Source organism: Candidatus Eremiobacterota bacterium (genome assembly GCA_031082125.1).
Classification (GTDB): Bacteria; Vulcanimicrobiota; CADAWZ01; order CADAWZ01; family Ess09-12; genus Ess09-12.
On the sequence record JAVHLM010000010.1, the window covers coordinates 162,287 to 179,484 of the forward strand.

A 17,198-nucleotide genomic window follows, 5' to 3' on the forward strand; every position below is an offset into this window, starting at 1 on the left:
TTGAAGTGGTGGCAGAGGAAGCTCCTGCTGAGAAAGCAGCCGAAGCGGCGGTGACAGAAGCTCCGGCAGAAGCGGTATTTGAGGAATTCCTGAAAGAGCCTGACGAGGCTGCCGTTGAAGAGCCTGAGGCGGTGACAGAGGAAGCTCCTGCGGAAGCAGTGGCGGAGGCTCCCGCGGAAGCAGTGACTGAGACTCATGGGGAAGCGGCAGAAGAGGAAGCTGCAAAAGAGCCTGCCGAAGCTGCGGTAGAAGTAGTTGAGGCGGTTGAAGAAGTTGAAGTAATTGAAGTGGTAGTAGAGGAGGCTCCTGCTGAGAAAGCAGCCGAAGCAGCTGAAGAGCCGACCGAGGCAGTGGCAGAAGCAGCAGTTGAAGCACCTGAAGAAGCAGTGGCGGAAGCGCCTGCCGAAGCCGTCATGGAGGAAGCTGCAGAAAAGCCCGCTGAAGCGGCTGTAGAAGTGGTTGAAACGGTTGAAGCGGTTGAAGTGGTGGCAGAGGAGGCTCCTGCTGAGAAAGCAGCCGAAACAGCTGAAGAGCCGACCGAGGCAGTGGCGGAAGCAGCAGTTGAAGCACCTGCGGAAGTAGTGGCGGAAGCGCCTGCCGAAGCCGTCATGGAGGAAGCTGCAGAAAAGCCCGCTGAAGCTGCGGTTGAAGAGTTTATACTGGTGATAGAGGAAGCTCCTGCTGAGAAAGCCGCCGAAGCAGCTGAAGAGCCGACCGAGGCAGTGGCAGAAGCAGCAGTTGAAGCACCTGCAGAAGCCGTCGCGGAGGAAGCGGTAAAAGAGCCTGCCGAAGCTGCGGTGGATGAAATGGCAGTAGCGATAGCGGCAGCGGCGGCTGCGGTCACCGAAAAAATTGCCGGGGCTCCAGTTGCACCAGGATTAGAGCCTCCCGCTGCTCTTGAAGAGCCGGGGCCCAAGGCATACGAACCGGCGGCAATTGAGCCATCCCCTGGTGCCGTTGTAATCGAAGAGGCACCAGCGATCTCTGAAATCCCGGGCGAGGTAATAGAGCAGGCTCCCCCCCCCCCCGAGGTGCTCCCTCCCCCTGATGACTCCACCATTATCGATGAATCACAGATAAGCAGGATCGGCACCATGGGCGACATGGCCAAAAAGTTTGTCCATCTGCTCATGAGCCCCGTTGACTTTTTCCAGACAACCTTTCTGCACAGCATGGAAGCCCTTAACTATATCATGGTGATTTATTTTGTCCATATCGGCATCCAGTGTGCCTTCATATTCTTCAAGGAAAAGATCCTGATAAAGAAGCTCGTGGTGAATTTTGCCCTTTATTTTTTCGGCTCTTACCTGATAGCCATTTTCGCCACTGTGCTTCTTGCTCTGCTGCTTCACGGTTTTGCAAAGATGCTGGGGGGAAAAGGCAGGTTTGGACAGGCATTCTCCATTGTGGCATATTCGGCGGGAACTATTGCGGCAGCGACGATCATCGCCTTTCTCGTCTATAAGGGAGTGCTCTTCGCCCTCAAGGAATATACCTATTATGTGATTTTCTTCGCAGGCCTTGTCTACGGAATCTATATGATCTCCAAAGGCTTCAAGGAGCAATACGAGATTCCCGAGGGGAACTATGAAATAACTTTCAGCTTTGTGGTGCTCTTTTTGCTGGGATTGATCACTATCCCTGTCTTCTGGCTCATTGTCGACAAGATCAGCAAGCACAATATCTACCATCTGGTCATGAAAATGAAACTGCCAGGGGTCAATCTCTGATGCCCTCCCCTGGCAGCATGTTCTCTCTGGCGATGAAGCTATTTCTTGCTTGAGGCACCGCGCCTTGATGCAGAGCGTTTTACCGATATCTTGCCGATATAGATGCCCAGCCCGTCAGCAATGCCTGTGGCAATCCTCTGGAGATATTCATCGTTGGTGAGGAGCCTTGCCTCCTCGTCATTGCTTATGAAACCTGCTTCCACGAGCACCGAGGGCATATCGGAGTTTCTCAGGACATAAAACCGGTCTCTCTGGATGCCCCTGTCTCTTCTTCCTGTCACGGACACAAGCTGGTATTGTATCTCCCTTGCGAGAACCTTGTCACATTCTTTGTACCAGTGCGTGGAAACACCATTCGCCTTTTTATTCAGGCTCGCGTTGATGTGCATGCTCAGGAAAATCATGGCGCCCTGATTCTGCGCCACGGACGTCCGGGCTCCCAGTTCCTCGCTGTCAGGTGAGCCTGCATAGGTGACATCTCTGTCGCTTCTTCTTGTCATCACCACGCGCCATCCCCGACCTTTCAGGATTGAAGCAAGCCTGTGAGAGATCTCAAGAGTGACGTCTTTCTCTGAGAGACTCATACCCCGGTGGCATGCCCCTCTGTCTGAGCCGCCATGGCCGGGATCAATGCAGATTGTCTGGCCATCGGCATCGGGTATGGAAAGCCGCTCGGTGGTGCCGTTTCCGGAATACTGGGCACATGCGGGGTTGATGAACTGGTTTTTCACCACCACGATGAGCTGTTTTGAGTTTGCAGGATTGTGTTTGATTTCACACACAACAGGATGGGTGAGATCGAGCACAATTCTGGTAGTGCCGGGAGAATCTGCAGTGAGCTTCGCCGCCCTGATCTTCCGGACAAAGCATGTCTGAGGGGTGAACTCTGTCGTGGCTGCAGAGAGTGATATCCCCTGCAGATCTATGAAAAAACGGTTGTCCGGCGAGCGGAGGCGTGACCACTGATAGCGGAATTCCGAGCTCATATCAAGGGTGATGGTGACCTGTTCTTTTGTGTCTTCAACAGAGATGTTCTGGAGCTCGGCACAGCGGGAAGGCATTGAGCTTCCTGCGGCCATGGGCTCATTTTTTGATACTTTCACCACCACGGAATGGGGTACAGGCCTCGGCTGCACTTCAATCTTTGCTGCTTCGCTCCTTGGAATGCTCAGCACCACTGAGGCAGGCACCGACGAGTTCTGAGTGAGTGTCGCTCCTGCCAGAAGAGGATGTTCCGGGAGCAGCACTGTTCCATCCAGGCAGGCATCTTCAATAGTGATGACGGTCTTTGCGGGATTTTCCTCATCGCTTGTCGAGTATTTGATGCTTGACGAGGCCTGGAAGGTGAGGGTAAGCCCGTTGTCATGCTCTTCAATGTCTATGCCTGAGATGAGGGGATAGACATGATATTGTTCCTTTTCCCGTTCATAGAAGGCTTTCGCTTTCAGCGCCTCCATGAGGGTCTCGAGCTTTACAAGGACAATGGTCTTCCTCTTCTGCCTCATAAGTATCACGGAGTCGCTGTCATCAGATTCTTCTGCCCTTATCACGAAGAACTGTGAATCCCTGGTGATGCAGTAGCTTTTTCCGTCCGGGGACTTTTCAACCATTCCTCCCATCACGCTGCAGAGGTGTGCGATCTTCTCCTCTTCAATGGGAAGATAGAGGTTTGTGGCATCTTTCCTGAAACAGTCGATCTGGAGTTCCTCTCCCATCAGGGTGAAGGTGGTTCTGGCCTTTGCCGGGGTGTTCCGGGCAAAAGCCTCGGTGCTGCACAGAGCTGCAATGAGCATCGAGAGGATAATTAGAGAGAACTTCTTGGGCATCAACACATCATCTTCCTTTCCACGTTGTCGTTAAGAGCCTGAACGCACGCCGGAGGAAGATGTTGAAGCAGCAACTAACCCAGTGGAGGGGGGATTCTGAAAAACAAGCCTGGAAAATATCACTGTGCGCAGCACTCTTTCTATCATCTTGGGGCCGTTTTCATAGAAAGAGCCCGACCTGCACTTTTCAGCGAGGGGGGTACGAATGGTCAGTCTATAGTTTCTCCTCGTTTTTTGAAAAATCCTCTTGCATGGAAAAAATATTCACCCTTTCATTTCCTGCACCACCCCGGGGATTGCAGAAAAAAAAAGGAAAATTCAGGAAAAAAAATAATACATGCCTAAGAGGGCGGCTTTCACGCCGCCCATTATGGCCACAAGATAAAGGCTGCCCTGTTGGAGAGTGCAGCATGAATCGCCTGCCGTTGCCGCGGATTCAACGCAGGTTCAGGTGCCGGTAAAAGATAGACTCAAGGTATGAGAAGGAGGATATAACATGTCAGATGATGCAGCTCACAAAACACCTTCCGGAGAGCAGGGTGAAGAGGTGATTTCCACGGGAGGAGAAGTGAGAGCCCAGGAAAAGCCATCCCCTTCTGAACCACTGCCCGAGCCCCAGGCAAGGGAAAAAAAGCCTCTATTGTATGAAAGCCGGGAGGCAAAACCGCCGGTGCAGGAAAAGAAGGGGCCCTCACACCAGGTGCGGTTTCATCCTGGTGACAGAGGGTCGCTGGAGCACCTCGCAGGGATCAAGGTTGTCGGTATTGGCGGGGCAGGATGCAATGCCATCTCCAGGATGATGGAAGTGGGCCTTAAAGGCGTGGAGTTTATTGCAATAAACACCGATGCCCAGTCGCTTCTGCTCAGCAATGCCAGCCATGTCATCCATATCGGTGAGAAAATCACCAAGGGGCTCGGTGCCGGCTCAAATCCCGACGTGGGCAGGAAGGCGATAGAACAGAGCCTGGATGCCATCAGGGAAAGGCTCGAGGGCGCCGATATGGTCTTTCTTGCGGCAGGAATGGGAGGGGGCACAGGGACCGGTGCCGCGCCTATGGTAGCTGAGCTTGCCAAAAAGATAGGAGCCCTCACCGTGGGCGTGGTCACCAAGCCTTTCAAGTTTGAGGGCGCCTACAGGATGAGAATTGCTGAAAAAGGCATAGATGAGCTGAAGAGCAAGGTTGACACCCTGATCACCATTCCCAATGACAAGCTTCTCTCAGTGGTACAGAAAGACATATCCCTTGTAAACGCCTTCAGGAAGGTTGATGATATCCTCCGTTACGGCGTGCAGGGCATATCGGATATTATCGTGGGCACGGGCATTGTGAACGTGGACTTTGCAGACGTTCAGACGATACTGCTGAATGCCGGTTCCTCCCAGCTCGGGATTGGCATTGCCGATGGCCCCAACAGGGCTGTGATAGCCGCTGAGAGGGCTATCTCAAGTCCCCTCCTCGATACCACCATTGACGGTGCCACGAGGATCCTTTTCAACGTCACCGGTGATCCCACTCTCTCGCTCTATGAGGTAAAAGAGGCAGCCGACATAATTGTGGGAGCAGCCGATCCCGACGCCACTATTGTGTTCGGAGCCGTAGTCGATCAGGATCTCCAGGACGAGATGAAGATTATCGTCCTGGCGACAGGCCTTGGGACTGTCGGGTCAGCTGCGGAAAGGAAGCCGGAAGCCCAGGAAGCCCAGGCTCCTTTCAAGCCTCAGGTTGATATGGATGAGCTTGATATCCCTGCCATTCTCAGGAGGAGAAAATAAGGAGCCTTAAGTGAGAACGAGGTGAGGCCCTGGAGTCCCAGTGAGGGCCCGGGGCGGAGTTCCATATGAAATCCGGTGAAAGCAAGAAAAAGCACAAGCCACTCCAGCGGGAGCAGGAAAGGGAGAAAAAGAAAAAGTGGGAGGAGTTCTGGCTTCCCGCTCTTATCATCACGGCGATTATCGCGGTGATGGTCCTGCTCCTTTATATCAGCAACAAGAGCGGTGACAAGTACGAGAAGTCCCGCGAAAGGTCCCTTTGCCGCACCCAGGTCACCACGATCATCGGGCCCATGATTGCCGCCTATCACAGGGAAAAAGGTGAATACCCTGAGAATCTTCTTGTTCTGAAAGGCTATATCAAGTCAGACTCGGATCAATCAAAGGGGAGCACCCCTGAAACGCCATCGGGAATCGAGGAGCGGGTATTCAATATATGGAAGAATTTCTATTGTCCCGCCGACAAGGACAGTGACTCGATAAGCTATATCTTTGAGAAGCCCGGTCACGGGACCCCGGGTGCTTCCAAGGTGCTGAGATGCCGCATCCATGGAGAAGAGGTTTTTCTTACCGGCGATGACTTCAAAAGAATAGAGGCTTCACTGAAATAGCGCAGTGCCTTCCCTCTTCGCTTCTGTTCCCCCAATAATATCCCTTTTCTCACAAGTCGGAGAAGGGAAAGAAAAGCCGCGAAGAGAAGTCTTTGGGTGTCCCTCCAGACAAAGAGAATAGCAGGGGTTTACTGGGGAATACGAATCGGAAGAAGTGGTGAGAGCCTTGTATACGCTGATAATTCAGGGGATCTGCCTGCTCCTCTGGCTCTTCTTCATGGTAATTTGGTACCGGAGTGATCCTGCCGGTGAAGTACGCAGGAGAGGGGCTCTTGCTGTTCCTGTTCCGCTGCTTATAGCCGCTGTTTTTGTTGTTGCCTTCATATTCCCTTTCGGATGGGCCTTTTTTCCCCTCGCACTTGCCGGCCTGGTGATATTTCTTGCCGGTTTCCTCTGCGCCCTCTGGTCAAAAGCGACTCTCGGGGATTGCTGGTCCCCGGGAAATGAGATCAGGGTAATGCACGAGGTGGTGCGGGAGGTTCCTTATTCGCTTGTGAGGCACCCGGTCTATGTCTCGCTGGTTGTCATGCTCCTGGGAACCTGTCTCATTTTCGGCTCCCTCACCATGCTTGCGGCGACAGCAGTGTGTGCCGCCATTCTCTCCTTCATGGCATACATGGAGGAAAGGCTGCTTATGGAGGAACTTGGCCAGGGCTATCTTGACTACCAGGAAGGGGTTCCCTTCATTGTCCCCAGAATTTCTAACATGTGGAGAGATTAACCATGAGAAGAATCACAGGTCTGCTGTTCTGTCTTTGCCTTATCATGTGCTGCGGCTGCGGGAAGGTTTCCAATGACTATTTCCCGATGGAGGTGGGAACGTCATGGAAATACAAGGCAGCAGGAACGTCCCTGTCGGGAAAGGTCGAAGTGAGGGCTACAGAAGAGGAAAAACTTGACGAGGGAAAGGCCATCATATTTGAAGTGAAAAAGGAATCGGCCGATGAGGTTGATTCAGAGCTTTTTGAAAAGAGAGAGGACGGCATCTATTCATATAAAAGGGTTCACCCGGCGCTGGGCTTCATAGAGACGAACCTTACTCCTCCCCAGCTTTACCTCAAGCTCCCCCTGAAGGTGGGGGACTCATGGAAATGGGAAGGAAAGATGTTCGGCATGAAAGGATCCTTCGAGAGCGCCGTGGAGTCGAAGGAAAAAGTTTCAGTAGGAAACAGGAGCTATGACTGTTTCAAGGTGGTGGAGAGGGGAACCACCAGTGACGGCCGCTCGCTTACCGATAAACGCTGGTATGCGGGAGGCGTGGGACTTGTGAAAGAGGAGTCGGCCGTGGTGCTCACCAATGAGTCGGGGGAAGTTCATACCCTTGAGCTCCTCGAATATAAAGGCCTGGAAAAAAAGTAAAGAGTGCAAAGGAGTTCCCATGGATCACGACAGCAGGCCTGAAAGCCTTAACCCCAAGATGAAGGCCACCAGGAAGCCTTCAAAAAAGTATTGCCTCTTTCTGCTCCCGTCCAGGATGACCAAGGAGGGGAGGACAATTATCACGAAGCGCTGCACCGCCTATATACCGAATTTTGAGGTGACCGAGGACAGGGAAATCTGTGAAGTCTGCTCAGTTCCTGACATGCTTGTGAGGGAAGAGCGCTGCAGATACTTTGCCCCCCTTGATCTTGTCAAGTGCCAGGTCACCCGCTGGCGCTGCACGAAAACGGGCATCAAGTATATAGAAGCCGATCAGTGCAATGAAAATATCTGCCCGGACTATGAAAAGGCCGAAAAAGACAAGTGGGAAATCGGAAAACTTGAAAAATCTTCTGAGGAAGAAAGGAGTGATGACGGGAAGGGCAAAAAAGCTTTGGAGACACCTTCGCAGGCAGAGCCTTCCTCAAGAATGTTCAAGCTTATTCCCAAGACAACATTTCAAAAGAAAGGTGCTGAAAAAAAATAGGCACCTCTTGACAAATCTATGGAAATCGCATAAAATATTAAAAATAATAGGAACTATTATCAGATGAAACAGGAATTGATCAAGCGAGTCACTACCCAGAGAAAAGTTATTCTTGATGAAATCAAAAAAAATAAGACCCATCCCACTGCTGAAGAATTTTATGAGATCCTGAGGAAAAGGCTTCCAAGAATAAGCATCGGTACTGTGTACAGGAATCTCGAGATACTCCATAAAGCCGGCCTGGTGAGCCGATTTGAAATGGGCAACCTTCAGCGCCGCTATGACGGCAATGCAGATCCCCATTATCATATAAGGTGCATTGAGTGCAACAGGCTTGATGACATATGCATCACACCTCTAGCGGGAATTGAGGAAGAAGTGAGAACCCTCAGCAGTTATGAGGTGAGAGGTCATATCCTGGAGTTTGTCGGCATCTGTCCTTCCTGTGGAGGAGAAGTGCATTATAAAGCGCCTGAAAGGCAGATAAAACCAAAAGGAGGAAAAAATGACAAAGGTAAAGGAAAAAAAGTCACTCAAGGGGACAAAAACTGAAAAGAACCTGATTGCCTCTTTTGCAGGGGAATCACAGGCAAGGAACCGCTATACCTACTTTGCGAGCAAGGCAAAGAAAGACGGTTTTGTCCAGATATCTCTGATTTTTGATGAGACGGCCGACCAGGAAAAGGAGCATGCCAAGCGCTTCTTCAAGTTTCTTGAGGGAGGAGATGCGAAAGTAGTGGCAGAGTTCCCTGCCGGAGTGATCGGCCCGACCCTCGAGAACCTCAAGGCTGCCGCTGCCGGTGAGCATCATGAGTTCAGCTCCCTTTACCCGGAGTTCGCAAAGATTGCAAAGGAAGAGGGCTTTGAAGACGTTTCAAGGGCTTTCAAGAATATCGCCGTCGCTGAAAAGCAGCATCACAAGAGATACAGCGATCTCATAAAGAACATTGAAAAGAAACGCGTGTTCAAGCGCGAGAAGAAGGTCACATGGCGCTGTCTGAACTGCGGGTATCTTCATGAGGGCGAGGAAGCCCCCAATGAATGCCCTGCCTGCCTCCACCCCCTCGATTATTTTGAGCTGCTTGGCGAGAACTGGTAACAAGGAAAGGAGAAAAGGTTTCTATGACACAGAGAATGCAGGTCTATAAATGTGAGATATGCGGAAATATCGTGGAGATGCTCCATGGAGGCGCCGGCGAGCTGGTGTGCTGCGGGAAGCCGATGAAGCACCTGGCGGAAAATACTGTTGACGCCGCGAAGGAAAAGCACGTTCCTGTCATTGAGAAGCAGGCCGATGGCGTGCTTGTGAAAGTGGGAAGCGTGCCTCACCCGATGGAGGAAAAGCACTTTATCGAGTGGGTTGAGATTATGGAAGGCGAGAGAGTCTGCAGGAAATTCCTCAAACCGGGTGAGGCGCCGGAAGCGCACTTTGCGGTGAAGGAAGGGAATGTGGCGGCCCGGGAGTACTGCAATCTCCATGGGCTCTGGAAAGCATAGGAGAGGAACAGGCCCTTTTTAAGGAGGAATACCTGCAGCAGCCTCCGTTGCGGGAGCCCCGAGGCACCGCCGGAAAGCCCAAGCAGGTATTCCTGTTCCTGACAGCACAGGGCATTGTCTCAAGCCTTCGGTGTTCTGACTTCAAGTTCTGCGAAAGGAGCGGACCCATGCATCCTGTAGAGATTAAAAAGAACATTTACTGGGTGGGAGCCATCGACTGGGCCATAAGGGATTTTCATGGCTATTCCACCTATCAGGGCACAACATACAACGCTTTTCTGGTGATGGGCGAAAAGATCACCCTTTTTGACGCAGTGAAGCGTGATTTCAGCGATGAGCTGCTTAAGTCCATAGCCGAGATAGTGGACCCCTCAAAAATAGACTACCTGGTAGTCAACCATGCCGAGATGGACCATTCCGGGGCTCTTCCCGCCGTCATGGAAGCGGTGAAGCCTGAAAAGCTGTACTGCTCGGCAGCCTGCAGGAAAGCCCTCATCGACCATTTTCACGAGGAAGGCTGGCCCTATGAAGTGGTGAAGACCGGCCAGGAGGTCGGCATAGGCGGGAGGACGGTCCAGTTTCTTGAGACCAGGATGCTTCACTGGCCTGACAGCATGTTCTCCTACCTCAAAGAGGACAGGCTTTTAATCTCGAGCGACGCCTTTGGCCACCACTGGGCTACCAGTGAGCGCTTTGACGACCAGGTCAACGAGACGCAGCTTTTTCACCATTGCGCCAAGTACTATGCCAATATCCTTCTTCTATACTCCGGCCTCGTGCAGAAGCTGCTTGCCCAGGTGAAGGAACTGGCCCTCCCTATTGATATGATTGCCCCTGACCATGGGATTATATGGCGGACCTCGCCGGGCAGGATTCTGGAGGCGTACGACCGATGGAGCCAGCAGAAGTCCATTGCCAAGGCACTGGTCATCTATGACACCATGTGGAAGAGCACTGAGGCAATGGCGAAAGCTGTTGCTGATGGCATCGCCGTTGAAGGAGCGAGCGTCAAGCTCCTGGGCCTTAAAGAAAACCACCGGAGCGAGATTATGACGGAACTGCTCGATGCAAAAGCTGTGGTATGCGGCTCACCGACTCTTAATAACGGCATGCTGCCTGCCATGCAGGATATGCTCTCCTATATGAAGGGCCTCAAGCCCTCTGGAAAGATAGGAGCGCTCTTCGGGTCTTATGGCTGGAGCGGCGAAGCTGTTGCAGAGATGCGGGAATATATGGATAAAATGGGCATCGCGGTAATAGAGCCGATGGTAAAGGTAAGGTACGTTCCCCGTGAGAGCGATCTGAAAGAGTGCTATGAGCTCGGGAGGAAGACAGGCCAGGCCCTCAAAAGCCCCGTGGCTGCAGGATAAGGGATATTCCTTTTTCATGGAGGATAATCCCGAAAAAAGGAGAAAAGAATTCACGCGCCCGTATCCCGGCAGAGTGGCGCTGCCCCCCGGGGACGGCAATAAAATCAAGAAAGGAGCAGCACAATGAAGTATAAGTGTGAAATCTGTGGATATATCTATGATCCCAAGAAGGGTGATCCTGACGGTGAGATCCCGTCAAACACCCCCTTTGAAGAGCTTCCCGAAGACTGGGTGTGCCCCGTCTGCGGTGCCGGCAAAGAAGATTTCTCTCCGCTTGATTAAATGGTGAATAAAAAAGCACCTCCGGTCTTTCCGGAGGTGCTTTCTGTTTTTTTGGGGCATTTTCCTCAGTTCCGGCGGGCCTCTATGCTTTTTGCCACTTCGGGGGGGACGCGTCCTCCAAACTTTTTCGCAAGGGCAAGAGCGAGGGAGGCCTTGACTGTGTCGCCCATCTGCCAGTATGCCAGGGCCAGGTTTCCATGGGCACCGCCATAGTCAGGCTTGATTCTTACCGCTTCCTCAAGCTCGGCAAGGGCTTCATTGATGAGGCCCATTCTCCCGAGCAGGACTCCCATATTGTTGTGGACCTCGTGGTTCTCAGGCTCGCACCCCAGGATCTTCCGGTACGTCTCAATGGCTTCAGGCAGGTTGTTCTGCTCATCAAGGAGCTTTGCCAGGAGCCTCAGGAAGCGGACATTTCCCGGATCGAGCCTGGCTGCTTCCCTCAGGGCTTTCTCGGCGTCAAAGGACTGGTGCTTCTCGTGGTAAGCCTGGCCGAGGTTAAACCAGGCCAGGGCATCGCGGGGATTTACTTCCACCGCTTTCTGCCACTGGGGTATGGCAAGATCGAGCCTGTGCTGCGCCGCATAGGCAAGGCCCGCATTGGTATAGCCTACTGATGAAGTGGGATCCTGTTCGGAGTAGCTCTTGAAGAGGAGCACCGCCTCCATCCATCTTTTCTGCTCCATCAGGCTGATGCCTTCATCGAGAAGTTTTTTAAGATCGCTCACTTTTCCTCCCGTTTTACGGTGTCTTCTTGACGGGAAGCCCGCGGAGTTCCGGTGTCTTCCCCTCAACAGGAGTGACAAAGAGGGGCTCGAACTTGACCGGTGGGAAGTAGATGGGTATGGATTTTCCCCTGGCCTTGATCTGCTCCCACCGGTTGGTGTTCACGCTCAAGGTGTTGGGATTGCGGGAGTTGTCATCGGAGGTCACCCAGAAGGGCTCATTATCGATAAAACGCACCAGGAGCTTTTCGGGGAGACTGAATGTGCCTTCCTGGTTCGGGATGTGTTTCAGCTCAATGGGATAATAATAGGTCGTATCAACCTTCACCTTCAGGTTGAAGGTTTTCATGCGTGCCGGAACATTGATTGAAAAATTCCCGTTCTTTTCTGTTCTCCCTCTGATGGCTTTTCCAATCTCATCGGGATAGGCAGTATACCTCTCGGGGTCTTCACCCTCATAGATCAGTATGGGTATGCCTTCCACCGGCTCCCCGGTATCCTCAAGGAGTGTTCCCTCAATCGTTCCTGCATATGCAGCGCTGTGTAACAGGCATATCATAAGGAATATAAGAAGAAAACTGTCTCTTTTTACTGTGTGTTTCACGACTGATGCCCCCCCTGAACCTTGTAATGCTCATTCCTCCTATTCGTGGGGCATTTCATCTTTCCTGCATGAAATGTACCTAGGAATTTACTTTTTGGCAAACTTTCCGTCTTCACTTTCGAGAGGAGATAAAGTATAATAGTGAGGTAATAAATGGGAGGAGTGCCGCAATGATGGAAATTCAGGGAATCTCTTCGCCTCTTCCGCCTCTGGGCCCCGGTACCCGGGCGGAAATCAGGGGAGATGGCGCCCCCGCCGCCGGAGGCCCGGAAAGCTCCCTCCAGGATACTGTGGAAATGGGAAGCACCGTTGCTCCCGGCACGGCAGGAATGGAGAGCCTCCCCAAAAAGCTTGAGCAGCAGATAAAGGAATCCCTCGCCCTTCATCCCTGGAAGAAGGTAAAAGTATTCCTCGTTCATGGGTCTCATACGGGGGGCCATGCATCGGCAGCCCGGTCGGTGGAAAAAGTGCTGAAATCCATTCCCGGCGTGGAGGTACAGAACATCAACACCCTTAACCTCTCTGCATCAGGCGTGATGACAGGCCAGGTGGCAGCCTTCAACATGATCACCAGATATATGGCAGGCCTGCGATCATGGGCCTTCAGGAAGTCCTTCGAGGGCTCGGGGCCTGTTTATGCGCTGGGAAACCTTGGCATGAAGATGAAATCATTCCTTTCAAAGAAGTTTCTCACCAAGATCCAGCAGGAGAAGCCCGACATAATCCTCTCCACCCACTCGCCGATGAACTCGATGCTCTCCTACTGGAAGGAGAAAGGGCTCATCGATCAGCCTGTTCACAGCGTAGTCACCGACTTTGGAGCCCACAGGATGTGGGCACAGAAGAACATTGAGCGTTACTATGTCGCTACCGGCGAGGTAAAGGCCGATCTGGAGCGCTTTGGCGTGGCCCCTGAGAAGATAGAGATCACGGGCATACCAATCGATCCCTCCTTTGCCGGCCCGTCAGGCCTCTCGCAGGCTGAGCTCAAAGAAAAGCTCGGCCTTGACCCGTCGCTCCCCGTGGTGCTCATGGCGGGAGGTTCGCTCGGGTACGGGAATTTCTCCGGAATTGCAAGGGCCCTCGACGGCCTCGGCAGGCCCTTACAGATCGTGGCCATCACGGGCAAAAATGCCGAGAAGAAGAGGGAGCTTGAAGAACTTACCCCTGATCTCAAGTCGCCGATGAAGGTCCTCCCTTATGTTGACACCATGAGCGAATGGATGAAAGCAAGCGACGTTATCATCTCAAAGCCGGGGGGGCTCACCACATCGGAGATCTTTGCCATGAAAAAGCCCATGATCCTGATAACTCCCCTTCCAGGCCTGGAGGAACTCCTCATACCCAAGATTACCGATACCGGCTGTGCCGTCCTGGCCGGAGATGAGAACGAGGCGGCTGCGCTTGCCGGAAAGATTATCACCGACGAAAAGTACCGGGGTGATCTTCAGGAGCACCTCAAGAAGGTGGGCATGCCCTATGCCGCCTATACTGTCTCAGCAGGGCTTGTAGAGAGAGCCCTCCAGCAATAGAATTCATGCCAGGAAGGACGTGTAACCCATGACAACGCCATCATCGGCCGATCTGATTGCTTTCGACGAAAGCAGGCCCCACCTTGAAAAGGTGACTGCCGGCATGACGCCGCAGCAGATGAGGGAATATTATCTTTACCAGACCAGGAAAAGCATGGAAGCCTGGGAGAAGGCAAATTTCCCCATTATGAGCGCCCCTCCCTTTGATCTCGGCAATTCAGCGCCCCTGACTTTCTTCATGTCCCCTGACCATGCAAGGAAAATCGGCCTCCGCAAGCAGGTGGAGGAATTCGCCAGGGAATCGCAGGTATCAACGGCGGGAGTGAGGGAGAACCAGAATGTCATCTGCCCCTGGGATCACCGCTACAGGATCAATGAATATATCTTCGCCCTCATAGCCGAAGCGCTTTCCAGGATGGTCAAGGAGCACCATGCTGAGCGCATGAAAGCGCTCCCCCTTGTGGATGAAGCCACAGTGGCGGGCAGGCTCGGCGAAGAAAACGTGAAAATCATCGAGAGCATCTTCGGTATGAAGCTCGCGGGGATCATGGAATTCGTGAGAAAGAACCCCGTGAGAATTGTCGGCGGCGAGGTACGCTCCAACACCCCGCGCTTTGTGGACCTTGTGTCGCGGATCTATGCAGCCAATGATCTTTACGTGTTTCTGATGAAAGATGTGGAGAACAGGGACACCTCTTCAATCTTCATGTGGAGCTTCCTCATTTTTATCCTGGGCCTCTCGGGAGGCGATTTTTTCACCTCGAGCCACGGCGCACCGCAGAAGCAGAGCGATAAGATCCTCTCCTTTGACGGCTCCCAGTATCTCCCTGAACATTACGTAATGATTGTCGAGCATATGTGGCATATCATGGAGACCATTGAGCGGGAAGGCTATACCTTCAGGCTTGCGGCAAAGAACGACAGCCACTTCATGCGGCGCCTGGACTATGAGAGCACAGCGATGCTTTATGTCAACTACCTGAAGGCGGGTCCGGCTTCACCTCACGCCATCTCCATGATCAAGGAGGCAGAAGCGCAGGGACTCCGCCTCATGCTTGACTTCTTCGGAGGAGCGGGTTACAGGACCATTTCCTCCATTCTCAAGGCGCTCGGGGTTTTTGACATTTTCAAAGGCGGCCTTATAAGGACCGAAGAGGATCCCTTCTTTCAGAATATCGGTTTTGTCGTAGCTCCCAAGAAAAATATGCCGGAAGTGCTTGAAGTGATCCACCTTTCCGTCGATGCGAGCCTCCCGCAGGTTGTCGAGACGGCAGGCTATGGGAGCATACTGAAAGATGCCCCGGCAGGCCAGGTGATCTTCAACGTGGACCCTGACGTGGACCGCTTCGTCGGGGGACAGGTGGTGCCGGCCGCGGAAAAGCCCTCTCTTGACAGGCTGGGAATCACCTCTGTGCCCCTTTCTTCAGATTCCCTCTTTGCCCTTTATTCACCGAACCAGCTCTTCCTGATGATTGCCGATAACGATATGATCCAGGCAAAAGATGACGGCTGGTGGGGGGACTACTCAAACTTTGACATCCATACCTATGTGTCGGCTCTCTCATGGGATGAATGGGCGGACTGCAACAAGGTGCCGGTTCTGAGGGTTCCCGTGGGCTTCAAGGAGATAGCCGCTATTGAGCGGAGCGTGGAGAGCGGCCTGAAGGCTCATCCCGGCGGGGGATTCGCCGTGAGGAACGAGCTGGGAGAGGAGATCACCCTGGGCGCCAATCCCAAGCTCCACCATGCCGGCGAGGAGAGCGGCGGCAAGATCGGGGGGCCCCGCGTGCCGATTTACAATGTGAATGGCGAGTTTGTCATTGCCATGAGGGAGAAGTCCAGCGGCGAAGCCTGCTTCTCCGCCATAGCCCTCCAGTCCCGGCTGTATCTTGAAGGGCGGAAGGCAGGGAAGACCATCTATTTCCATGACCTGCTGCAGGAGATTTTTTCCAGGAACGCCATCGTCAACACCATGGAGTTCCGCGGCGATATCATCCATTACAACGAAGCCATTATCGATCCAGGGGAGCTTGCCAGGGCAAAGGCCGAAGGGCTTGCCGGGCGCAACCGCTTTAACGAGTTTTTCCGTCATGCCGCACTTGCCTACAAATCGGGAGCCCAGGCCCCCGGCGGAAAGCCCATCTCGCTTCAGGAGCTCCGGGAAATCCTCTCTGAAGCCATACCGGCCATGCGAGAAGAATGGAGTCATCTTGAGAAGATCGATGTATGGTCCGACGGACTGCAGATGTGGTTTTCCAAGGGAAGGGCCGTCCGTGACATCTGCCTTCGCCCGTCGGGAACCGACGCCAAATCCAAGGTTTATTTTGACGGCACCGACAAGGAGCTCCTCAGGAAATACTTTGCCGGGGGATTCCAGAAGTTCGGCGGGGAAAAAACGCCGCTTTACACCAAGCTTATTGAGCCCTGAAACCAGCATAAGCCATGAGAATCGCCTTTACCTCTGACCTGCACGTCGATATCACCAGGCCCAACAAGGAGCTTGTGCCCAGGCTTGCCGAGGCCCTCGCCGCCCTGGAGCCCCAGGTGTTTGTTCTTCTTGGCGATGTGGCGCCTTCGCTGGAAGTTCTGGGAGAGACTCTTTCAGCCCTTTCGTCCCTGCCATGCACGAAGCTCTTTGTGGCAGGCAACCACGATGTGTGGTCCCTTGGCAGGGAAGCAAAGCGGGAAGGAGAGACTCTTGAAAAATATGAATCGCAGATACCATCCCTCTGCAGGAGCCATGGATTTCTTGACCTGCACCAGGAGGCGGTGACAGTCAATGGGTGCCTCTTTACAGGCACCATGGGGTGGTTTGATTACAGCCTCCGCAACGCCAGCCTTGACAGGCAGATCACGCAGGAGGACTATGAGGCGGGACTGTGGAGAAACCTGCGCTGGAATGATTTTATCTATACGGACTGGAGCGGCATCCCTCCGGTCCAGAATTTCCGAAAGACCGCCAGGGGAGTCCATCCTGCCCATGTGACGCAGTGGATGGTGCAGTCCCTCCGTGAAAAGCTCGCACTGCACCGCGGGGCGCCGCAGACGCCAACGGTCGTCGCTTCCCATTTTCTCCCCGTGAAGGATATCCTGAGATACTCTCATGAGCCCCACCTTGATTTTTCCTGTGCCTTTCTCGGGAGTGAGGCTTTCGGCGAGGTAATCAGGGATTTCCCTTCAATACGCTACTGGCTCTTCGGCCATATCCACAGGAAGGTGTCCCTGATCTGGCGAGGGGTGAATCTCATGAGCAGCCCTGTGGGATATCTCCGCGGATTGAGCCCGGATCTCAATGAAGTGGCACGGGAAGCGATTTCTCTCATTGAAATATGACTCGAAAGATG

17 protein-coding genes are annotated in these 17,198 nt (G+C 53.2%); 14 read left to right on the forward strand and 3 right to left on the reverse strand.

Annotated features, from left to right (window positions below):
- The coding region (locus RDV48_13475; GenBank protein ID MDQ7823803.1) for a Yip1 family protein at positions 1 to 1,730 on the forward strand (1,730 nt) is incomplete at its 5' end.
- Between the two features lie 38 nt (positions 1,731 to 1,768).
- Here the strand turns inward: RDV48_13475 and RDV48_13480 are convergent.
- Positions 1,769 to 3,556: an N-acetylmuramoyl-L-alanine amidase gene (locus RDV48_13480; protein MDQ7823804.1), complete on the reverse strand. Its 1,788-nt coding sequence runs from the start codon at positions 3,554 to 3,556 to the stop codon at positions 1,769 to 1,771.
- 496 nt (positions 3,557 to 4,052) lie between these two features.
- Between RDV48_13480 and ftsZ the strand changes: the two genes are divergently transcribed.
- The 10 genes from ftsZ (at position 4,053) to RDV48_13530 (ending at position 10,993) form a co-directional block, all read left to right on the forward strand.
- Positions 4,053 to 5,330 carry a cell division protein FtsZ gene (gene ftsZ / locus RDV48_13485; protein ID MDQ7823805.1) on the forward strand — a complete coding sequence of 426 codons (1,278 nt, stop codon included), beginning with the start codon at positions 4,053 to 4,055 and terminating at the stop codon, positions 5,328 to 5,330.
- Positions 5,331 to 5,395: 65 nt separating this feature from the next.
- Positions 5,396 to 5,938 carry a hypothetical protein gene (locus RDV48_13490; GenBank protein ID MDQ7823806.1) on the forward strand — a complete coding sequence of 181 codons (543 nt, stop codon included), beginning with the start codon at positions 5,396 to 5,398 and terminating at the stop codon, positions 5,936 to 5,938.
- Between the two features lie 166 nt (positions 5,939 to 6,104).
- Positions 6,105 to 6,659, forward strand: a complete 555-nt coding sequence (locus tag RDV48_13495; protein MDQ7823807.1) for an isoprenylcysteine carboxylmethyltransferase family protein — start codon at positions 6,105 to 6,107, stop codon at positions 6,657 to 6,659.
- 2 nt (positions 6,660 to 6,661) lie between these two features.
- The gene (locus RDV48_13500) at positions 6,662 to 7,297 is read left to right on the forward strand and encodes a hypothetical protein (protein MDQ7823808.1); all 636 of its coding nucleotides are present in this window, start codon (positions 6,662 to 6,664) and stop codon (positions 7,295 to 7,297) included.
- Between the two features lie 19 nt (positions 7,298 to 7,316).
- Positions 7,317 to 7,844, forward strand: a complete 528-nt coding sequence (locus RDV48_13505) for a hypothetical protein (protein MDQ7823809.1) — start codon at positions 7,317 to 7,319, stop codon at positions 7,842 to 7,844.
- A gap of 63 nt (positions 7,845 to 7,907) precedes the next feature.
- Positions 7,908 to 8,396 (forward strand): transcriptional repressor, encoded by a 489-nt coding sequence (locus RDV48_13510; GenBank protein MDQ7823810.1) that lies wholly within the window; start codon positions 7,908 to 7,910, stop codon positions 8,394 to 8,396.
- A complete protein-coding gene (locus RDV48_13515) occupies positions 8,350 to 8,943 on the forward strand; it encodes a rubrerythrin family protein (GenBank protein MDQ7823811.1) in 594 nt (197 codons plus the stop codon). Before RDV48_13510 ends, RDV48_13515 begins: the two co-directional genes overlap by 47 nt.
- Before the next feature lie 23 nt (positions 8,944 to 8,966).
- On the forward strand, positions 8,967 to 9,341 hold the full coding sequence (locus RDV48_13520) for a desulfoferrodoxin (GenBank protein MDQ7823812.1): 375 nt from the start codon (positions 8,967 to 8,969) through the stop codon (positions 9,339 to 9,341).
- 167 nt (positions 9,342 to 9,508) lie between these two features.
- Positions 9,509 to 10,711 (forward strand): flavodoxin domain-containing protein, encoded by a 1,203-nt coding sequence (locus RDV48_13525; protein ID MDQ7823813.1) that lies wholly within the window; start codon positions 9,509 to 9,511, stop codon positions 10,709 to 10,711.
- Positions 10,712 to 10,834: 123 nt separating this feature from the next.
- Positions 10,835 to 10,993: a rubredoxin gene (locus RDV48_13530; GenBank protein ID MDQ7823814.1), complete on the forward strand. Its 159-nt coding sequence runs from the start codon at positions 10,835 to 10,837 to the stop codon at positions 10,991 to 10,993.
- Between the two features lie 65 nt (positions 10,994 to 11,058).
- On the opposite strand, the gene RDV48_13535 is transcribed toward RDV48_13530, so the two are convergent.
- Complete coding sequence (locus RDV48_13535) at positions 11,059 to 11,721, reverse strand: tetratricopeptide repeat protein (protein MDQ7823815.1); 663 nt, start codon at positions 11,719 to 11,721, stop codon at positions 11,059 to 11,061.
- 13 nt (positions 11,722 to 11,734) lie between these two features.
- A complete protein-coding gene (locus tag RDV48_13540; protein ID MDQ7823816.1) occupies positions 11,735 to 12,322 on the reverse strand; it encodes a hypothetical protein in 588 nt (195 codons plus the stop codon).
- A gap of 170 nt (positions 12,323 to 12,492) precedes the next feature.
- Between RDV48_13540 and RDV48_13545 the strand changes: the two genes are divergently transcribed.
- The 3 genes from RDV48_13545 to RDV48_13555 are packed head-to-tail and all read left to right on the forward strand — an operon-like array spanning position 12,493 to position 17,187.
- On the forward strand, positions 12,493 to 13,854 hold the full coding sequence (locus RDV48_13545) for a glycosyltransferase (protein MDQ7823817.1): 1,362 nt from the start codon (positions 12,493 to 12,495) through the stop codon (positions 13,852 to 13,854).
- Positions 13,855 to 13,882: 28 nt separating this feature from the next.
- Positions 13,883 to 16,282, forward strand: a complete 2,400-nt coding sequence (locus RDV48_13550) for a hypothetical protein (protein ID MDQ7823818.1) — start codon at positions 13,883 to 13,885, stop codon at positions 16,280 to 16,282.
- A gap of 14 nt (positions 16,283 to 16,296) precedes the next feature.
- Positions 16,297 to 17,187, forward strand: a complete 891-nt coding sequence (locus tag RDV48_13555) for a metallophosphoesterase (protein ID MDQ7823819.1) — start codon at positions 16,297 to 16,299, stop codon at positions 17,185 to 17,187.
- Positions 17,188 to 17,198 lie beyond the last annotated feature (11 nt).

Bases quoted from the DNA above. Each gene is read 5' to 3' on its own strand.
- RDV48_13480 (MDQ7823804.1), bottom strand. From the start codon at position 3,556: ATGCCCAAGAAGTTCTCTCTAATTATCCTCTCGATGCTCATTGCAGCT.
- RDV48_13520 (MDQ7823812.1), top strand. From the start codon at position 8,967: ATGACACAGAGAATGCAGGTCTATAAATGTGAGATATGCGGAAATATC.
- RDV48_13500 (MDQ7823808.1), top strand. From the start codon at position 6,662: ATGAGAAGAATCACAGGTCTGCTGTTCTGTCTTTGCCTTATCATGTGC.
- RDV48_13545 (MDQ7823817.1), top strand. From the start codon at position 12,493: ATGATGGAAATTCAGGGAATCTCTTCGCCTCTTCCGCCTCTGGGCCCC.
- ftsZ (MDQ7823805.1), top strand. From the start codon at position 4,053: ATGTCAGATGATGCAGCTCACAAAACACCTTCCGGAGAGCAGGGTGAA.
- RDV48_13490 (MDQ7823806.1), top strand. From the start codon at position 5,396: ATGAAATCCGGTGAAAGCAAGAAAAAGCACAAGCCACTCCAGCGGGAG.
- RDV48_13515 (MDQ7823811.1), top strand. From the start codon at position 8,350: ATGACAAAGGTAAAGGAAAAAAAGTCACTCAAGGGGACAAAAACTGAA.
- RDV48_13555 (MDQ7823819.1), top strand. From the start codon at position 16,297: ATGAGAATCGCCTTTACCTCTGACCTGCACGTCGATATCACCAGGCCC.
- RDV48_13505 (MDQ7823809.1), top strand. From the start codon at position 7,317: ATGGATCACGACAGCAGGCCTGAAAGCCTTAACCCCAAGATGAAGGCC.
- RDV48_13510 (MDQ7823810.1), top strand. From the start codon at position 7,908: ATGAAACAGGAATTGATCAAGCGAGTCACTACCCAGAGAAAAGTTATT.
- RDV48_13550 (MDQ7823818.1), top strand. From the start codon at position 13,883: ATGACAACGCCATCATCGGCCGATCTGATTGCTTTCGACGAAAGCAGG.
- RDV48_13525 (MDQ7823813.1), top strand. From the start codon at position 9,509: ATGCATCCTGTAGAGATTAAAAAGAACATTTACTGGGTGGGAGCCATC.
- RDV48_13530 (MDQ7823814.1), top strand. From the start codon at position 10,835: ATGAAGTATAAGTGTGAAATCTGTGGATATATCTATGATCCCAAGAAG.